This is a genomic window from Pseudomonas sp. P7758 (assembly GCF_013386485.1).
Lineage (GTDB): Bacteria > Pseudomonadota > Gammaproteobacteria > Pseudomonadales > Pseudomonadaceae > Aquipseudomonas.
In genome coordinates, this window is record NZ_JACARS010000027.1 from 1 (window position 1) to 15754 (window position 15754).

Genomic DNA, 15754 nt, shown 5'->3' on the forward strand with positions numbered 1-15754 from the left:
CAAGCCCCCTCGCCACAGGGTTAGTGTTTGGTTCACATAGCACTGTCATGATCCCTTGTTAGCCTGCCATTCAGTCGTCCCTGGCAGGCCAACCCGATGCTCGTGCGCTCACTGCTGTTGTGTGGACTGTTCGCCGTTGTCATGCCGGCGATGTCCATGACCCTCTACAAATCCATCGATGCTGACGGCGCTGTGGTCTTCAGCGACCGGTACACGCCCGGGGCGCAGGCGTTTGTGTATCAGGAGCGGGTGATTCCCAAGCCTGTATATCCGTCGCAACCCGCTTCCTATCGTTATCCCTTGCCCTGGCGTGGCGGCCCGTTCCGTCTCACCCAAGGCCCCAACGGTACCTTCAGCCACTCCGAGCTCAAAAGCCGTTATGCGATGGACATTGCCATGCCTGAAGGCACGCCAATCATCGCGGCACGTGGCGGTGTCGTACTGAAAACCGAGAACGAGCAGAGCGGGCGCGGCAGCGATCCATCGGGCAATTTCGTGCGGGTGCAGCACGATGACGGCACGCAAGGCGTGTACCTGCACCTCAAGCAAGGGTCGGTCAGCGTCAGGGAAGGGCAGCGCGTGGCGGTGGGCAGCCCGCTGGCGCTGTCGGGCAATACCGGTAACAGCAGCGGGCCGCATCTGCATTTTGTGGTGCAGCGCACGACGGCGTCGGGGCTGGTGTCGATTCCCTATGAATTCAACCAGCCGGTGCAGGCGTTGCCCAACTTTGCGCTGGGCACGCGGTAAGGCTTTTGTAGGAGCGAGCTTGCTCGCGAAAAACCTGAGGGCGCTGCCGGGTGTCAGGGTCCCAGCGTTATTGTTAACGTCCTTCGCGAGCAAGCTCGCTCCTACAGGGGGTGTGCCCTAGTCGAGCAATAGCACCTTGGCCAACACGATCTTCGGCCCTTTCATCTTCTTGATGATGATGCGCAGGCCTTCGACTTCCAGCACTTCTTCCTCTTCCGGCACCCGTTTCAGGGTGTCGTAGATCAGCCCGGCCAGGGTTTCGGCCTCGATGTGGTCCAGGTCGACGCCCAGCAGGCGCTCCACCTTGAACAGCGGCGTGTCGCCACGCACCAGCAATTTGCCCGGCTGGTAAGCGAGGATGCCGCGCTCGGCCTTGCGGTGTTCGTCCTGGATGTCGCCTACCAGTACTTCCAGCACGTCTTCCATGGTCAGGTAGCCGATGACCTTGCCGTCGGCCTCTTCCACCAGGGCGAAGTGCGCGCCGCCTTTACGGAACTGCTCGAGCAGTTGCGACAGCGGCATATGGCGCGATACGCGTTCCAGCGGGCGGGTCAGCTCGGCCAGGTTGAACGACTCGGGAATGTGGTCCAGGGCCGCCAGTTCCAGCAGCAGGTCCTTGATGTGCAGCAGGCCGACGAACTCGTTGCGCACGGCGTCGTACACCGGGTAGCGGCTGAACTTGTGGCGACGGAACAGCGCCAGGATTTCCTTGAGCGGTGCGTTGAAGTCCAGGGTCACCAGGTCTTCCCGGGAGTTGGCCCAGTCCACCACTTCCAGCTCGCCCATTTCCACGGCGGAGGCCAGCACGCGCATGCCTTGGTCGCTCGGGTCCTGGCCACGGCTGGAATGCAGGATCAGTTTCAGTTCTTCACGGCTGTAATGGTGCTCGTGGTGCGGGCCAGGCTCGCCTTGGCCGGCGATGCGCAGGATGGCGTTGGCACTGGCGTTGAGCAGGTAGATCGCCGGGTACATGGCCCAGTAGAACAGGTACAGCGGCACGGCGGTCCACAGCGACAGCAACTCGGGCTTGCGAATGGCCCAGGACTTGGGCGCCAGTTCACCGACCACGATGTGCAGGTAAGAGATCACGAAGAAGGCGGCAAAGAACGACACGCCCTTGATCACTTCCGGCGACTGCACACCGATCGCCCCCAGCAACGGCTCGAGGATGTGCGCGAAGGCCGGTTCACCGACCCAGCCCAGGCCCAGGGAGGCGAGGGTGATACCCAACTGGCAGGCCGACAGATAGGCGTCGAGCTGGCTGTGTACGGTGCGCAGGATCTGCCCGCGCCAGCCGTTCTTGTGGGCGATGGCCTCGACCCGGGTCGAGCGCAGTTTGACCATGGCAAATTCCGCCGCAACGAAAAAGCCGTTGAGCAGTACCAGGATCAGTGCAAAAAGAATCATGCCGAAGTCGGCGAAGAGTGTCGCGAGGGTGATGCCAGGGGAAGGGTCCATGATGGGGTTTTGCGGGTTCCGTCTAATCGAAAAGGGTGAGCAGGTGGGCCTGAAAGGCAGGCGCAAGTCCGCCAATGTAGCGGCTGACGGGGCGCTTGCCTAGTGGCGGCTGCCGGGCGGAGGGTCACTCGTCCTGATGAAGGACCCGGGAACGTGTCACTTGGGCCGGCGGGAAATGGCAGGTAAAGGTACTGCCGTGGCCGAGCACGCTACTGATTTCCAGCCGCGCGCGATGGCGCAGCAGCACATGTTTGACGATGGCCAGGCCGAGCCCGGTGCCGCCGGTGTTGGAGTTGCGGCTGGAGTCGACGCGGTAGAAACGCTCGGTAAGGCGCGGCAAATGCTTGGCGTCGATGCCCATCCCGGAGTCCTGCACGCTGAGGTGTGCGCCCTGGTCGTCGGCCCACCAGCGGATGCGGATGTTGCCTTTGTCCTGGGTGTATTTGACGGCGTTGAACACCAGGTTGGAAAACGCGCTGCGCAACTCGCCCTCGCTGCCCTTGAGCAGTATCGATGGGTCGGCTTCAAGGGTGATCTGCTGCTCACGCTGCCCGGACAATGCCTGGGCGTCGCTCTTGATCGTCTGCAACAGGCTTTGCACCGGCACCGGATGGTTGTCCGAGGGGTAATCGGTGGCTTCCAGCTTGGCCAGCAACAGCAGGTCGTTAAGCAGGGTTTGCATGCGCGAGCCTTGCTGCTGCATCTGTTGCAGGGCACGGGTCCAGCGCGGGTTCACGTCTTCGACGTTATCGAGCAGCGTCTCCAGATAACCGCAGATCACCGTCAGCGGTGTGCGCAGTTCGTGGGAGACGTTGGCGACGAAGTCCTTGCGCATCTGTTCCAGCTGATGGATGCGTGTGACATCGCGCACCAGCATCAAATGTTCGTTATTGCCGTAGCGCGTCAGGTACAGCTGGATACGCACGCGGTCGTTGGTCGGTGACGGGATTTCCAGGGCTTCTTCGTAGTTGTCCTGCTCGAAATACTCCTTGAAACGCGGGTGGCGCACCAGGTTGGTCACCGGCTGGCCGCTGTCCTGGGGCGTCTTGAGGCCCAGCAAGGTCTCTGCGGCGCGGTTCCACCATTCCAGGTTGCCGTCGCTGTCGAGCATGATCACCGCGTCTTTCAGTGCGGCGGTGGACTCCTGCACCCGGTCGATCACCGCTTGCAGGCGCCCGCGTACACGCTGGTCGCGGCGTTGCAAGTGGTAGATGCTGTCGAACACCTCGCCCCACAGGCCGTAGCCGTCGGGTGGTGCTTCGTCGGGTTTGTGCTGGCGCAGCCATTCGTGCAGGCGCAGCAGTTGCTTGAGGGTCCAGCCCAGGTAAAGGCCCAGGCCGACGGCCAGGCTCCAGCCGTAATAGCCGCTGACCAGGCCCACCAGCAGGCAGCCGGTGATCAACAGGAGCATGTGGCGGATCAGGGTGCCATGCCAGTTTTGGTTCACTTAAACACGCGTCCTTTCAGCTGTCTGGGCAGTTCGGGCTGGCTCAGCCTTTGGTGGAAAACCGGTAGCCGGTGCCGCGCACGGTTTGTACCAGATTCTCGTAAGCGTCGCCCAAGGCTTTGCGCAGGCGGCGGATATGCACGTCGACGGTGCGCTCCTCCACATACACGTTGCCGCCCCAGACCTGGTCCAGCAGTTGGCCGCGGGTGTAGGCGCGCTCCTGGTGGGTCATGAAGAATTGCAGCAGGCGGTATTCGGTGGGGCCCATCTCGGCGGGTTTGCCGTCGATGGTTACGCGGTGGCTGATCGGGTCAAGGATCAGGCCGTCGACTTCGATAGGCGCTTCACCATCGGTGGGGCCGGCACGGCGCAGAACGGCTTTCAGACGGGCGACCAGTTCCCGTGGGGAAAAGGGCTTGGTGATGTAGTCATCGGCGCCGACTTCCAGGCCCTGGATCTTGTTGTCCTCTTCGCCCTTGGCGGTGAGCATGATGATCGGGATATCCCCGGTCAGCTCGTCACGCTTGAGGCGGCGGGCCAGTTCGATGCCGGAGGTGCCGGGCAGCATCCAGTCCAGCAGGATCAGGTCCGGCTTGCGGTCGACGATAATGGCATGGGCCTGCTGGGAGTTCTCCGCCTCCAGGCAGTCATAGCCGGCCATTTCCAACGCAACGGCGATCATCTCGCGAATGGGCGCTTCGTCGTCAACGATCAGAATGCTCCTGCCAACCATGCTAAATCCTCTTGTCATTTAACTGTCTTGCGCCGCATTAGATAACGGAATTATTGCAGTCGTGTGACAGTAATTTAGTCGCCTGGGCAATCCTTGCCTCTCTGGACTACGCTTTGGGTCCGAATCCTGACAACCACAAAAGGAAGGTTCCCATGACTCACAGTACTTTTTCCTGGAAAGCCCTGCTGGTAACGGCCGCGTTAACGCTGCCGACACTGGCGTTTGCGGCAGACCCGGCGATGACCAAGGACGGGATGCTGGTGGACCACAACGGCATGACCCTCTACACCTTTGCCAAGGACGCTGATGGCAAATCCATGTGCAACGACAAGTGCGCCACCAACTGGCCGCCGTTGATGGCCGAATCCACCGACAAGCCCATGGGCAAGTGGACCGTGATCACCCGTGACGACCAGAAAAGCCAGTGGGCCTACAGCGGCAAGCCGCTCTACACCTTCATCATGGACAAGAAGGCCGGTGACATGACCGGCGAAGGCAAAATGGACGGGGCGTGGAAGGTCGCCAAGCCTTGATGTGAGCCGGATAAGGGTGAGGGGCCTGGCCTCTCACCGAAACCCGTAGTCCGCGACAATCCCGACAAAAATCGCCAACCCGGCCCAGTGGTTGTGCAAAAACGCCTTGAAGCATTTGAGCCGGTCCTTGTCCCGGGTGTACCAGAACTCCCAGGCAAAACACCCGGCCGCCGCCAGCAAGCCCAGGTGGAACCAGCCGCCCAGCTCAAAACGCATCCCCGCCAGCCACAGGCACACCAGTGCCAGGCCCTGCAGGGTCAGGATGATCACCCGGTCGGCATCGCCGAACAGAATCGCGGTGGATTTGACCCCGATTTTCAGGTCATCGTCGCGATCGGTCATCGCGTAGTACGTGTCGTATCCCACCGTCCACAACAGGTTGGCGATGTACAACAGCCATGCCGCGGCGGGCAGGCTGCCCGTCTCGGCGGTGAACGCCATCGGCATGCCCCACGAGAACGCGGCGCCCAATACCACCTGCGGGTAATAGGTGTAGCGCTTCATGAACGGGTAGCTGGCCGCCAGCGCGAGGCCGCCCAGAGACAGCCAGATCGTCATGGAGTTGGTCAGCAACACCAGCAGGAAACTGATGACCATCAGCACCGCGAAGAACACCAGGGCCTCTTTCGAGCTGATCCTGCCGCTGACCAGCGGGCGCTGCTCGGTGCGTTTCACATGGCCGTCGACCTTGCGATCGGCCCAGTCATTGATGACGCAACCGCCGGCCCGGGTGAGTACCACGCCGAGCACGAAGATCAGGATATTGAGCAGCGATGGCGAACCCTTGCCGGCTATCCACAGCGCCCACAGCGTGGGCCATAGCAGCAGGTAAATGCCGATGGGCTTGTCCATGCGCGTCAACTGGATGAAGTCCCAGGCCCTTGGGTTCAGGTGATTCAGGGATTTGAGCAGGCGCTGGTACATCAGAAACGCTCCGGATGGTCGTGCACGGCTTGCCACAGGGTGGGCAGGAAGATCTCGGCCACCAGCACGCTCAGCGGCCCGCGGTCGAAGCGCGAGCGGCGTGCCCACAGGTGATCGGCCTGGTCCGCCGGGGGCAGCCATTCCCGTGGGTAGCGGCGTACCTCGATGGCCTGGCGCGTGAAGGCGTGGTCACAAAACAGCAATTCCCCGAGAGACCGGCTGCCCAACTCATCCATGTGCAAGCCGTCGCCCTGCAAGGCGCTGCGGGCCGCCACGCTGCGGGCAAACACCCACGGCTGGCCATGGCCACGCAAATACACCTCGCGCACCCAGCCGATGCTGGCGGCGGGCAAGTCCAGGGTGGCGCATTCGTCGTCTCGCAGTGGCTGCCAGCCTTCGAACAACGGCGTCACGCTGAAGCCATCGTCGGATAGGCGCGTCAGGCGCCGGGTCAGCGAACCTTCATCGAACAGCCAGTTGAGTGTCAGCGGCGCGGGCAGTGGGCTCAGAAGGCTCTGGGTCAGCCATCGGCAAGCATCGGGAAGGGCGTTTGAATGCGGCACGGAGGGTCATTATTGGCAGTTAATGAGGCGGCGAGCTTACCATGGTGCCCTGGACTTTTGCCGGAGTGCGCCAGGCCCATGCGTCGATCATGCTTGCATCTGCGCCTGCTGATCAGTACAAAACGCCCTGAGCCGCACGGCAAGGTCGCATCTATCGACCGTCGGCCAACGCGCCTGGACCTGAGGAAACAAGTAATGAAGAAGTGGCAATGTGTCGTCTGTGGCCTGATCTACGACGAGAAAGACGGATGGCCGGATGACGGCATCGCGCCGGGCACCCTGTGGCAGGACGTCCCCGAAGACTGGCTGTGCCCGGACTGCGGCGTGGGCAAAATGGATTTCGAAATGATCGAAATCGGCTGATTGCTGATTTAAATCGCAATTCAAGAACCGTACTACAAGGAGAAAGGAATGAACGCACCTGTCGTGATCGTCGGCACGGGGTTGGCCGGTTACAACCTGGCTCGGGAGTTTCGCAAGCTCGATAGCGAAACCCCGCTGTTGCTGATCACCGCAGATGACGGGCGCTCCTACTCCAAGCCCATGCTCTCCACAGGCTTTGGCAAGAACAAGGAAGCCGATGGCCTGAGCATGGCTGAACCGGGCGCCATGGCCGAGCAACTGAAGGCCGAAGTGCGTACCCACACCCGCATCAGTGGCATCGACCCGGGCCACAAGCGCTTGTGGATCGGTGAGGAAGCGGTGGCCTATCGCGACCTGATCCTGGCCTGGGGCGCAGAAACCGTGCGGGTGCCGGTACAGGGCGACGCCGCCGAGCTGATTTTCCCGATCAACGACCTCGAAGACTACGCACGCTTTCGTGCCGCTGCGGCCGGAAAACGCCGGGTGCTGTTGCTGGGGGCCGGGCTGATCGGCTGCGAGTTCGCCAACGACCTGATCCTCGGCGGCTACGAGATCGACCTGGTGGCGCCGTGCGAGCAAGTCATGCCGACCCTGCTGCACCCGGCAGCCGCCGCAGCGGTGCAGGCCGGTCTGGAAGGCCTGGGGGCGCGTTTCCACCTGGGCCCGGTGCTCAATCGCCTGCAGCGCACCGCTGACGGCCTGGAAGCCCACTTGTCTGATGGCGAAGTGATCCAGTGTGACCTGGTGGTGTCTGCCATCGGCCTGCGCCCCCGTGTCGACCTGGCCGCCGCTGCCGGCTTGCAGACCAACCGCGGGATTATGGTGGACCGCCACCTCAAGACCTCCCACGCCAACATCTACGCCCTGGGCGACTGCGCCGAGGTCGATGGCCTGAACCTGCTGTACGTAATGCCCCTGATGAGCTGCGCCCGCGCCCTGGCCCAGACCCTGGCGGGTAACGCGACGGCCGTCAGCTACGGCCCTATGCCCGTCACGGTAAAAACCCCGGTCTGCCCGCTGGTCGTCTCGCCACCGCCACGGGGCACCGAAGGCGTGTGGAGCGTCGAAGGGCAGGGCGGCGACATCAAGGCCCTGTGCCGCGACGCCAGCGGCCGCCTGCTGGGTTATGCCCTGACCGGCACGGCCGTGATGGAAAAACTGGCCCTCAACAAAGAACTTCCGCCGCTGCTGGCGTAAATGCTGGTCGTTCTGTCGGAATAAGCATCATTTTGACCGTAGAAAGGTCGCCGTGAGACTGGCGCAGGCCCCGATGGCATGCCATCCTCACTCCCGTCTGCCGCAGAGTAGAGCCTGCGGCGCCTTGGGCGCTGCTCCGATAGAGAGCAGCACGGACATAACAACAAAAAACCGTCAAAGAGGCTTCACTTATGCGTAAACCAGAACTCGCAGCCGCTATTGCAGAAAAAGCAGACCTGACCAAAGAACAGGCCAACCGCGTACTCAACGCCGTACTTGAAGAAATCACCGGCGCGCTGCATCGCAAGGACAGCGTCACCCTGGTGGGCTTCGGCACCTTCCTGCAGCGCCACCGCGGCGCCCGCACAGGCAAAAACCCGCAAACGGGCGAGCCGGTGAAAATCAAGGCGAGCAACACCGTTGCGTTCAAGCCAGGCAAGTCGCTTAAAGACAGCGTCAATCCGTAAGTCATGTAGAACGCGCTACGCACATGCGAGTGTGAGCGCGGGATAAAAAATGGGCACGCCGACTGGGTCGGGTGCCCATTTTTTGTGGGTGGGCAATCCTTGCTCAATCGTTGAGCTTCAAGCTGTCCACTCGTTCTCAATACACCATTGCTGTACATCCGCAATTAGTTGCGCCGATACCGGTTGCAGATTGGGGAGTTTTTTCTCGTATTTCTTAATACTTTCAACAAAAAATGTAATGAATGCCGCACCTATTAATTTGCGCTGAGCAGCTATGTCTTTTTTCAGTGGAACAAAATCTTCCTCGTCCATGGCGATATCCAGACCGAACATTTTGTCTTTTGCGTAATAACGGCAAAATGTTTTTCGTTCCAGGTTCTTCGGCAGGCATCGCATGCAGACCGCCAGTTCCCAGTCGAGGGTGGGATACTTTTTTTCAAGAATCTCACTCAGGCCATTTAGCTCGTCGGTGATTTCAAAGACCTTTGTCCAACTCGGTGAGTCCGATGTCGTATCGACTCGCATAAAGTATTCCTTATGTCAGTGCCTGCATTTGTTGCCCGGGGGTAGTTTTCCTCGGCGTTTAAAATATTTTCCGATTTTTAATCTTTCCCATACCTGCATATTGCCCTTCGTCGGTGCTGCCATAACCCTTTTGTAGGCAAGATTTTTGGATTTCAGCCACTTTTGGGTATATCGCCGATTCGGATTGACGGTTTCACCGACTTTCCAAACTTCACCTTTTTTCAAATAGACTTGGCCTATTGGCTTTTTATGGCCCCATGCCATCTCGTCATAAAAGCCGTCCTTTTTCGCAATCAGGTAATAAAGCTCGGGGGCCAGTCCCCATGGATCAATCCAGGATATTGGATTGGGGGCGTACTGATAAAAATTGAGCCCGCCGTCAAACTCAATCGGATCCGGTGTCGTAAACCGTCCCACGTCCGGATCATAAAACCTGAAAGTATTGAAATGCAGCCCCGTCTCCCGGTCCAGATACTGCCCCTGAAAGCGCAGGTTCTGTTCTTCGATGTAGTACGGCTCGCGCACTTCCTCAACCGTATTGCCCCACACACGATATGTCGCGCGCCAGACATTATGCCCGTCAGCTTCAGTCAGTTGCTCCGGCAGTCCGTTGAGGTCGTTGTGGTAGTAGCGGATTTTCTGCAGCGGCCCGGTGCCGTCAACGCGAGCCAAGGGTTCGCTGCCTTCATCTTCATAGATGTAAAGACTGGTCTGGCTGTGTTTATGCTCCTGCAATAACCGCAGCCCATCCCAGGTAAACCGGGTTTCCCCCAGGGGATAGCCGTCGTTGCCATGTTCGGTTTTCTCAATGCGTCGGCCCAACGGGTCGTAGATCATCCTGACTACGCTGCCGTTTTCATTGCGCACTTCAATCAGCCGGCTTTCTGCATCGTAGGCGAAGCGTTGCAAGCCACGCGCTGCGCTGCGTTTTTCGATCATCCGACCGAACGCGTCATAGCGATAACGCTTGTCCTGATAGGTCAGCAGTTTGTTATGCACGACCAGCCCAGCGCCTGACTGCGGGCCATCCAGCAGGTTGGCGGCGGCATCGTAGGCAAACGTTTCGCGCTGGCCGTGCAGGCTGTCCTGGCTGGCGATGATGCGGCCAGTGGCATCGTAGTGCAGCAGTTGGCGATGTTGTATGGCAGATTGCTGGTCGAACTTGCCGACCAAGTTGTCGGCAGGGTCATACTCGAACTGCTTTTGCGCTGTCGCTGGCATCAACGATGGCAGGCCTGTAAGGCGGTGTTGGCGTGAGCGTAGACGGCCGCTGCGGTCATACTCACTGCGGGTGCTGAGTCGGCCTTGGGTGCGCAGTACTTCGCGGTGCAGGCGGTCGCGTTCAAAGTCGCTGATGACCTGGCCGTCGAGATTGACCTGATGCAAGTGACCGCTGCCGTAGTACAGGCGATTGAGCCAGCGTCCGTCGGGTATCTGGGTCTGGATAAGATTACCGAGTTCGTCGTAGTGGTGCTGCAGGGTGCCCATAGAACTCTGTTCGGCAAGCATTTGGCCGAGGGCGTCGTAAGCGAAACCAAGGGCTTGGGTATTGCCCAGCAGGTCGGTGAAGGTGACGGCGGTGAGCTGGTCCAGCGGGTCGTAGGCGTAGTCGGTGCGCCCATCGTCGGTGGTTTTGGCGATCAGCCGACCTACTGCGTCACGTTCCATTTGATGGACAATGGGCGCTGGCGGCGTCTCGGGAACCAGGCCTAGCCCGTTGCCGTAGGGGGCCGGAGTGGCGGTCACCGTGGTGATATGGTCCAGTGGATTGTAGGTGTAGCTTTTGGCACTGCCATCGAGGTCTTGCTGCTCAGTCAGCCGATCCCCGGCGTCCCAGGCAAAGAGATAACGTTCGCCGTTCTCGTTGGTCAGTGCTTGCAGGCGCCCATAGCTGTCATAGCCGAACTTCACCTGCCGGCCATGAGCGTCGGAGCGCAGGCTTATCTGGCCACGTCGATTGTGCTGGTAGAGCGTGGTATGTCCGGCAGGGTCGGTGTACCCCACGAGTTGGCCGCTGACATCGCGTTGAAACAGCTCGATGCGACCGTCCGGCAGTTGGTTGCTGAGTAAGCGCCCCTGGAGGTCGTAGCTGAATTGAGTGCGCTCGCCAAGCGCGTCGGTGATCACCTGCAGATAGCCGCGCTCGTCGTAGCTGAAACGCGTGGGATAACCCGAGCAATCAATGTGTTCGACCAATTGCCCGAACGGATTCCAACGCAGTTTTTTGCTTTTACCGGAGGCGTCGATGATTTCCACGACCTGGCCGTGGGCGTCATAGCGATAGCGGGTGATGTGGCCCAACGGGTCGGTTTCGGCAACGCAATTGCCGCGAGGATCATAGCGATACTGCCAACTGTTGCCGGCGGCGTCGGTCTCCACCAGGGGTAACGCCCAGTGTTCAAGCCACAACGTTGAATCGCTGCGGCCCAACGGGTCCGTTTCGCCGATCAGGTTGCCGGCGTCATCATGCTTGTATTCATAGCGTCCACCTTGCGGGTCGGTGGCGCTGAGAAGTTGGCGTTCGTCATTCCACTCGAACAGCCAGGTTTGCCCCAGCTTATCGCTGTATTGAATGATCTGGTGCTGAGTATTCCAATGTCGGGTGCTGACGCGCTGTAAGCCGTCGATGATACGGGTGAGGCCCGCCTTCAAGTCATAGTCGAACTGGTAGGAGTCACCTTCATCGGTCCAGTGTCGGACGACTCGCCACTCTGAGTTTTCAATCAGTGCCCATTCATAGAAGCACCGCAACCCGGTGGGTAACTGATGCTCCACCATCCGGTGCCCGGCATCGTACGTGAAGCGCCGCTGCACCTGGCCAGAGGCATCGCGCACCTCTGCCAGATTGGCCCTGGCGTCATAGCCGTAGCTGACGAGCACTTCGCGACGTTGATCTGGGAATAGGCGTTCGACGCGAGTGACGTGCTCATGTTCGCGTATCAACTCGACCTGCACCAAGTCGAAGGTATCGCGCAGGCGTACCAGGCGTCCGGCCTGGTCGTAGTCGAGATGAATGCGGTTGTCGTTGCGGTCGCCAAGTTGAATCAGGCGCAGCAGCGACGGGTTGGCTGTGGGCTCAAACAAACGATATAGGCCGTCGTCACTTTCAATCAGCAACTGCCCGTTGAGGTGCCGACGCACAGAGAGCCCTTCGCCGGGGCTGAACACCGCCCCCCCCAACGGGATCGAGCCCATGTCGATAGGGCGCCCCTGCTCGTCGGTGTAGACCAGCGCTTCACCGCCTTCTGGATGAGGTTGGATTTCGACGCATACTTCATAAGCCACACTCCAGCCTGTACCGAACAGTGTGCCTGGGCGTTCGTCGCGGCTGTTGTAGAAGCGTTGCCAGTCAATCGGCAGGATGGCGGGCAGTACAAAATCCAGTTCATCGGTGCCGCCCAGCACCTTCGCTCCCGTTGCAGCATGCACCGGATTCGACGAGCCCATGGCAGCGTTGGTCATCGCGTCCATCGCGCTGCTGACGGCCATCGAAGTAGCCCCGCCAATCAGCATGCACGGCAACTTGCTGAAGAACTTGCCCTTGCCGCCCTTGAGCATCAGTAACGCGGTGACCGCCAACCCCACGCCCGGCGTCTTGCCACTGCGTATTTCCCGCACCACCACTGACCCGCCGCCAATGGTCACGTTCGATGAAATCAACCCGGACGACACCACTGTTGCATCGCAGGTACTACGATCACCACTGCGCACCGCAGGCTGGCCATTGATCGTGACCTTATCCGAACCCTCGGCCAGGAACTGCGGAGGCATCGGTGGATGCTTCATGCAGGTGACCAAGTCCAGAGGCTTGGGCACGGCTCCTGGTGTGGGAGTAGCCACCGTGGGGCGCCACATTTGGGAGAAGAAGCTCTCGGCCATATCCAGATAACTGGCTTCTGGTTCGGGTGCGGGTTCTTCCAGTTCGGTTCCGGCTGGCGCGACATGCGAGCTGATCGCCCCCGCGGCACGTGCGGCGGGAAGGTTGTTGGTCAGGGTATCGGTGGCACCGGTGAGAATATTCGCCTGTACCGTGGGCGGAAACAGGGCGTTGCTGAAGCTGTCGCATAAATTGGTGAGGCCTTTGTCCGCCCCGCTCTTGCTCATGAGAAGGCCGACAACTGTGCCCACCACTGCGCCGAGCAGGACGCATCCGAGTCCGCCGGTAGCGACGGTGATACCGGTAGCAGCCACCACGGCAGCAGTCGCTACTGCAGTGATCGCGATATTGGCCGCCACCTCCAACACACCGCCGAGGATGTCGGCCATCATTGAGGTGTGGGAGAGCGCGTCGCCCATGCGAGCGGCCCATAGAGCATCAGACATGCATGGTGCCCATCAGGAAATCGCGTCGAACGACAATGAGTTTTTGATCGTCGCCCAGTGCGCCGCCTCGGCATCGCCCAGCTTGTCTGCCTTCACATAACTCAAGGCGAGCATCTTGCGTGTGCCCGGGATTACCAGAGCCAGTTGGTACTGGAACACCTTGTCACTGCCCTTGCTGAACTGGCTGCGGAGCTCTATGCCTTCTACTTCCTTTGTTGCACCTAGACGGACACCGACGCCCGGTTGATAGCGCAAATCCTGCACCTGTTTTTCCAGGCGTTTGAGCTGTTCGTCGAAGTTGCTGTGCAGGGTTTCGCCATCGGTGAGGAAGCTGCGGCTGATGATCAAGGAAGTGCCCAGCTCGGGGAACTTGAGGATATTGATCGTAGCGTCCTGCAGCTCGCCGGCCGGCAGTTGGAACTGAAATTCGTTAATTCGGTACGTCATGGAAAACAGGTCTCGTCAGGAGCTTTTAGGCGCGGGGAACGCGGCTTTGATATTGGCGTCGATGCTGGCTTTCATGCCCTGACCATCGGGTGTTGCGCCGGGGCCGCCGCCGTTGTTCAGGTGCAGGACGCCGCCGGTATTGAATTCGGCATCGCCGCTGGCGTGGAAGCTGATATTTACGCCACTCAGGTTGATCTGCCCGCTGGCGTTCAACTCCAGGATGCTTTTACCGCAGACCAATCGCAGGTTTTCGCCCACTTCAATCACGTAGCTCTGGCTGATGCTGTCGGTCTTTCTCTGGCCCACCGAGAGGATGTCTTGATGCTTGACGATGCGCACTCGATTGTTCCCAATCGTCACCGTCTCGTTATGCCCAATACTCTTGTTCCGGTCATGCCCCACCGAATGGCTTTCATCCACCTCCACTACGATGTCCTGATTACGCTCGGCATGGATGTACAGCTGCTCCAACCCCTTCTTGTCCTCCATGCGGATTTCATTGAAGTTGGCCGGCGTGCCGCCTTTGCTGGAGCGGCTTTTCATCCCGCTTTGGGTGGCGTTTTCCGGCAGATCGTAAGGCACGGTCTGCTCGGCGTTGTACACGCGGCCGGTGATGATCGGCCGGTCCGGATCGCCTTCCAGGAAGCTCACGATCACTTCCTGGCCGATCCGTGGGATCTGCATCGAGCCCCAGTTTTTTCCGGCCCAGGACTGCGATACGCGAATCCAGCATGAGCTGTTTTCGTTGGACTGGTCGTGGCGGTCCCAATAGAAATGCACCTTGACCCGGCCATATTGGTCGGTCCAGATTTCCTCGTCCTTGGGGCCCACCACCAGCGCGGTCTGCGGGCCTTTGACGATGGGCCGGTAGGTGTTGGCCAGTGGGCGGAAACTCTGTTGTGCGTCGATGCAGGTAAGGGTGCTTTCGAACTGCGCCGAAGGCGCGCCACCGCCGCTTTCGAGGCTTTCCTGGGAGATGTAGTAGCGGGCGCCGACGATCAGGTATTCGCGGTTCTGGTCGCGGCGACTGAAGCCGGTGAGGCTGAACAGGTGGCCGGAACCCAGGCCGCGCGCATTGCCGCTGAACTCCACTTGTTCGTGCAGGGTTTGCAGGGCTTCGATGCGGGTGCGGGCGTAGTGTTCGCCGTCTTCGCTTTTGACGTAGGTGCCGGGGTAGTCGTATAGCGGGTAGTCGCCGGCGGTGTGCGGGCGCGGCATGGCCGAGCGTACGTCGATGCTCGCGCTGGGACGCTGGAAGTCGTAGTCGTTGAGCTCAAGGGAGCCGGGTTGTACTTCCTGTGCCAGGTGCCAGTTGTGCATATGGTCGCGTTCGCGCTGCTGCTCGTCCTTGGGGTAGTAAGGCACCGAGGCGTAGCCGGGCACGTTGGCGTGGGCACCGTAGGCATCGGCCAGCACCAGCACGTGGCGGTCCTGCTCGTGGCGGAAGAAGTAGTAGATGCCTTCCTGTTCCATCAGGCGGCTGACGAAATCGAAGCTGGTCTCGCGGTACTGCACGCAGTATTCCCACTCGCGGTACGGGCGGCTCAAGGCGTCTTCGAAGTCGGAAAAACCCAGGTCGCGAAACACCTGCTTGATGATCTGCGGGATGCTCAGGTTCTGGAAAATCCGGCAGTCGGAGGTGCGGCTCAGCAGCCACAACCACGGGCGCAAAGTCACCTGATAGCTGGCGAACTGGCCCTGGTCGATGTTCTGGCTGCAGCGGGCGACGATGCCGTGGAAGTGCCGCTCGCCACCGTCCGCCAGTTGCAGGTTCAGGCTCATGGGCTTGCCCAGCAACTGGTTGAGGTCGATGTTGGCGTCCAGCGAGGTCAGCTGCAGTTCGAAATTGAACAGCCGACCCAGCTCTTCGCCGCCACCCATTTCATTGAGCAGCAGCACATCCGGCCCCAGGGGGCTGGTGATCTTGGCCAGGCGTGAGGCTTGGTTGAATAACATCGGTTAACCCGTAAATAGCGTAATAACTGTAGGAACCGGCTCCAACTATGGGAGCGGGCTTGCTCGCGAAC

General features: G+C 60.3%; 14 protein-coding genes. 5 read left to right on the plus strand and 9 right to left on the minus strand.

Annotation, left to right across the window (positions count from 1 at the left end; genetic code table 11):
* The first annotated feature begins 96 nt into the window (after positions 1-96).
* Positions 97-747 carry a M23 family metallopeptidase gene (locus tag HX873_RS07055; RefSeq protein ID WP_008439474.1) on the plus strand — a complete coding sequence of 217 codons (651 nt, stop codon included), beginning with the start codon at positions 97-99 and terminating at the stop codon, positions 745-747.
* A 117-nt stretch (positions 748-864) separates the two neighbouring features.
* On the opposite strand, the gene HX873_RS07060 is transcribed toward HX873_RS07055, so the two are convergent.
* From HX873_RS07060 to phoB, 3 genes are all read right to left on the minus strand, one after another.
* Positions 865-2205 carry a hemolysin family protein gene (locus HX873_RS07060; RefSeq protein WP_003213385.1) on the minus strand — a complete coding sequence of 447 codons (1341 nt, stop codon included), beginning with the start codon at positions 2203-2205 and terminating at the stop codon, positions 865-867.
* A gap of 124 nt (positions 2206-2329) precedes the next feature.
* On the minus strand, positions 2330-3652 hold the full coding sequence (gene phoR, locus HX873_RS07065) for a phosphate regulon sensor histidine kinase PhoR (protein WP_008439473.1): 1323 nt from the start codon (positions 3650-3652) through the stop codon (positions 2330-2332).
* Positions 3653-3695: 43 nt separating this feature from the next.
* Entirely contained in the window at positions 3696-4385 is a 690-nt protein-coding gene (gene phoB / locus HX873_RS07070) for a phosphate regulon transcriptional regulator PhoB (protein WP_003195617.1), read from the minus strand.
* A 152-nt stretch (positions 4386-4537) separates the two neighbouring features.
* Between phoB and HX873_RS07075 the strand changes: the two genes are divergently transcribed.
* Positions 4538-4918: a hypothetical protein gene (locus HX873_RS07075; RefSeq protein WP_003213380.1), complete on the plus strand. Its 381-nt coding sequence runs from the start codon at positions 4538-4540 to the stop codon at positions 4916-4918.
* A 33-nt stretch (positions 4919-4951) separates the two neighbouring features.
* Here the strand turns inward: HX873_RS07075 and ubiA are convergent, their stop codons facing one another.
* Together ubiA and HX873_RS07085 are read right to left on the minus strand one after the other, a co-directional pair.
* Positions 4952-5842 (minus strand): 4-hydroxybenzoate octaprenyltransferase, encoded by an 891-nt coding sequence (gene ubiA, locus HX873_RS07080; protein ID WP_003213378.1) that lies wholly within the window; start codon positions 5840-5842, stop codon positions 4952-4954.
* A complete protein-coding gene (locus tag HX873_RS07085) occupies positions 5842-6405 on the minus strand; it encodes a chorismate lyase (protein WP_008439472.1) in 564 nt (187 codons plus the stop codon). The genes ubiA and HX873_RS07085 overlap by 1 nt, the downstream gene beginning before the upstream one ends.
* Before the next feature lie 195 nt (positions 6406-6600).
* Between HX873_RS07085 and HX873_RS07090 the strand changes: the two genes are divergently transcribed.
* From HX873_RS07090 to HX873_RS07100, 3 genes are all read left to right on the plus strand, one after another.
* The gene (locus tag HX873_RS07090) at positions 6601-6768 is read left to right on the plus strand and encodes a rubredoxin (RefSeq protein ID WP_003213373.1); all 168 of its coding nucleotides are present in this window, start codon (positions 6601-6603) and stop codon (positions 6766-6768) included.
* Between the two features lie 48 nt (positions 6769-6816).
* Complete coding sequence (locus HX873_RS07095; protein ID WP_177122515.1) at positions 6817-7965, plus strand: NAD(P)/FAD-dependent oxidoreductase; 1149 nt, start codon at positions 6817-6819, stop codon at positions 7963-7965.
* Between the two features lie 191 nt (positions 7966-8156).
* The gene (locus tag HX873_RS07100; RefSeq protein ID WP_003213368.1) at positions 8157-8432 is read left to right on the plus strand and encodes an HU family DNA-binding protein; all 276 of its coding nucleotides are present in this window, start codon (positions 8157-8159) and stop codon (positions 8430-8432) included.
* 117 nt (positions 8433-8549) lie between these two features.
* Here HX873_RS07100 and HX873_RS07105 read toward each other — a convergent pair whose 3' ends face one another.
* Genes HX873_RS07105 through HX873_RS07120 form a run of 4 tightly spaced genes read right to left on the minus strand, consistent with a single transcriptional unit; the run spans position 8550 to position 15683 of the window.
* Complete coding sequence (locus HX873_RS07105) at positions 8550-8957, minus strand: hypothetical protein (protein ID WP_003213360.1); 408 nt, start codon at positions 8955-8957, stop codon at positions 8550-8552.
* Positions 8958-8972: 15 nt separating this feature from the next.
* Positions 8973-13280, minus strand: coding sequence for an RHS repeat-associated core domain-containing protein (locus HX873_RS07110; protein ID WP_177122516.1), 4308 nt, complete (start codon positions 13278-13280; stop codon positions 8973-8975).
* A 12-nt stretch (positions 13281-13292) separates the two neighbouring features.
* Complete coding sequence (locus tag HX873_RS07115; protein WP_003213356.1) at positions 13293-13727, minus strand: DcrB-related protein; 435 nt, start codon at positions 13725-13727, stop codon at positions 13293-13295.
* 15 nt (positions 13728-13742) lie between these two features.
* Complete coding sequence (locus tag HX873_RS07120) at positions 13743-15683, minus strand: type VI secretion system Vgr family protein (protein ID WP_177122517.1); 1941 nt, start codon at positions 15681-15683, stop codon at positions 13743-13745.
* Between the last annotated feature and the right edge of the window lie 71 nt (positions 15684-15754).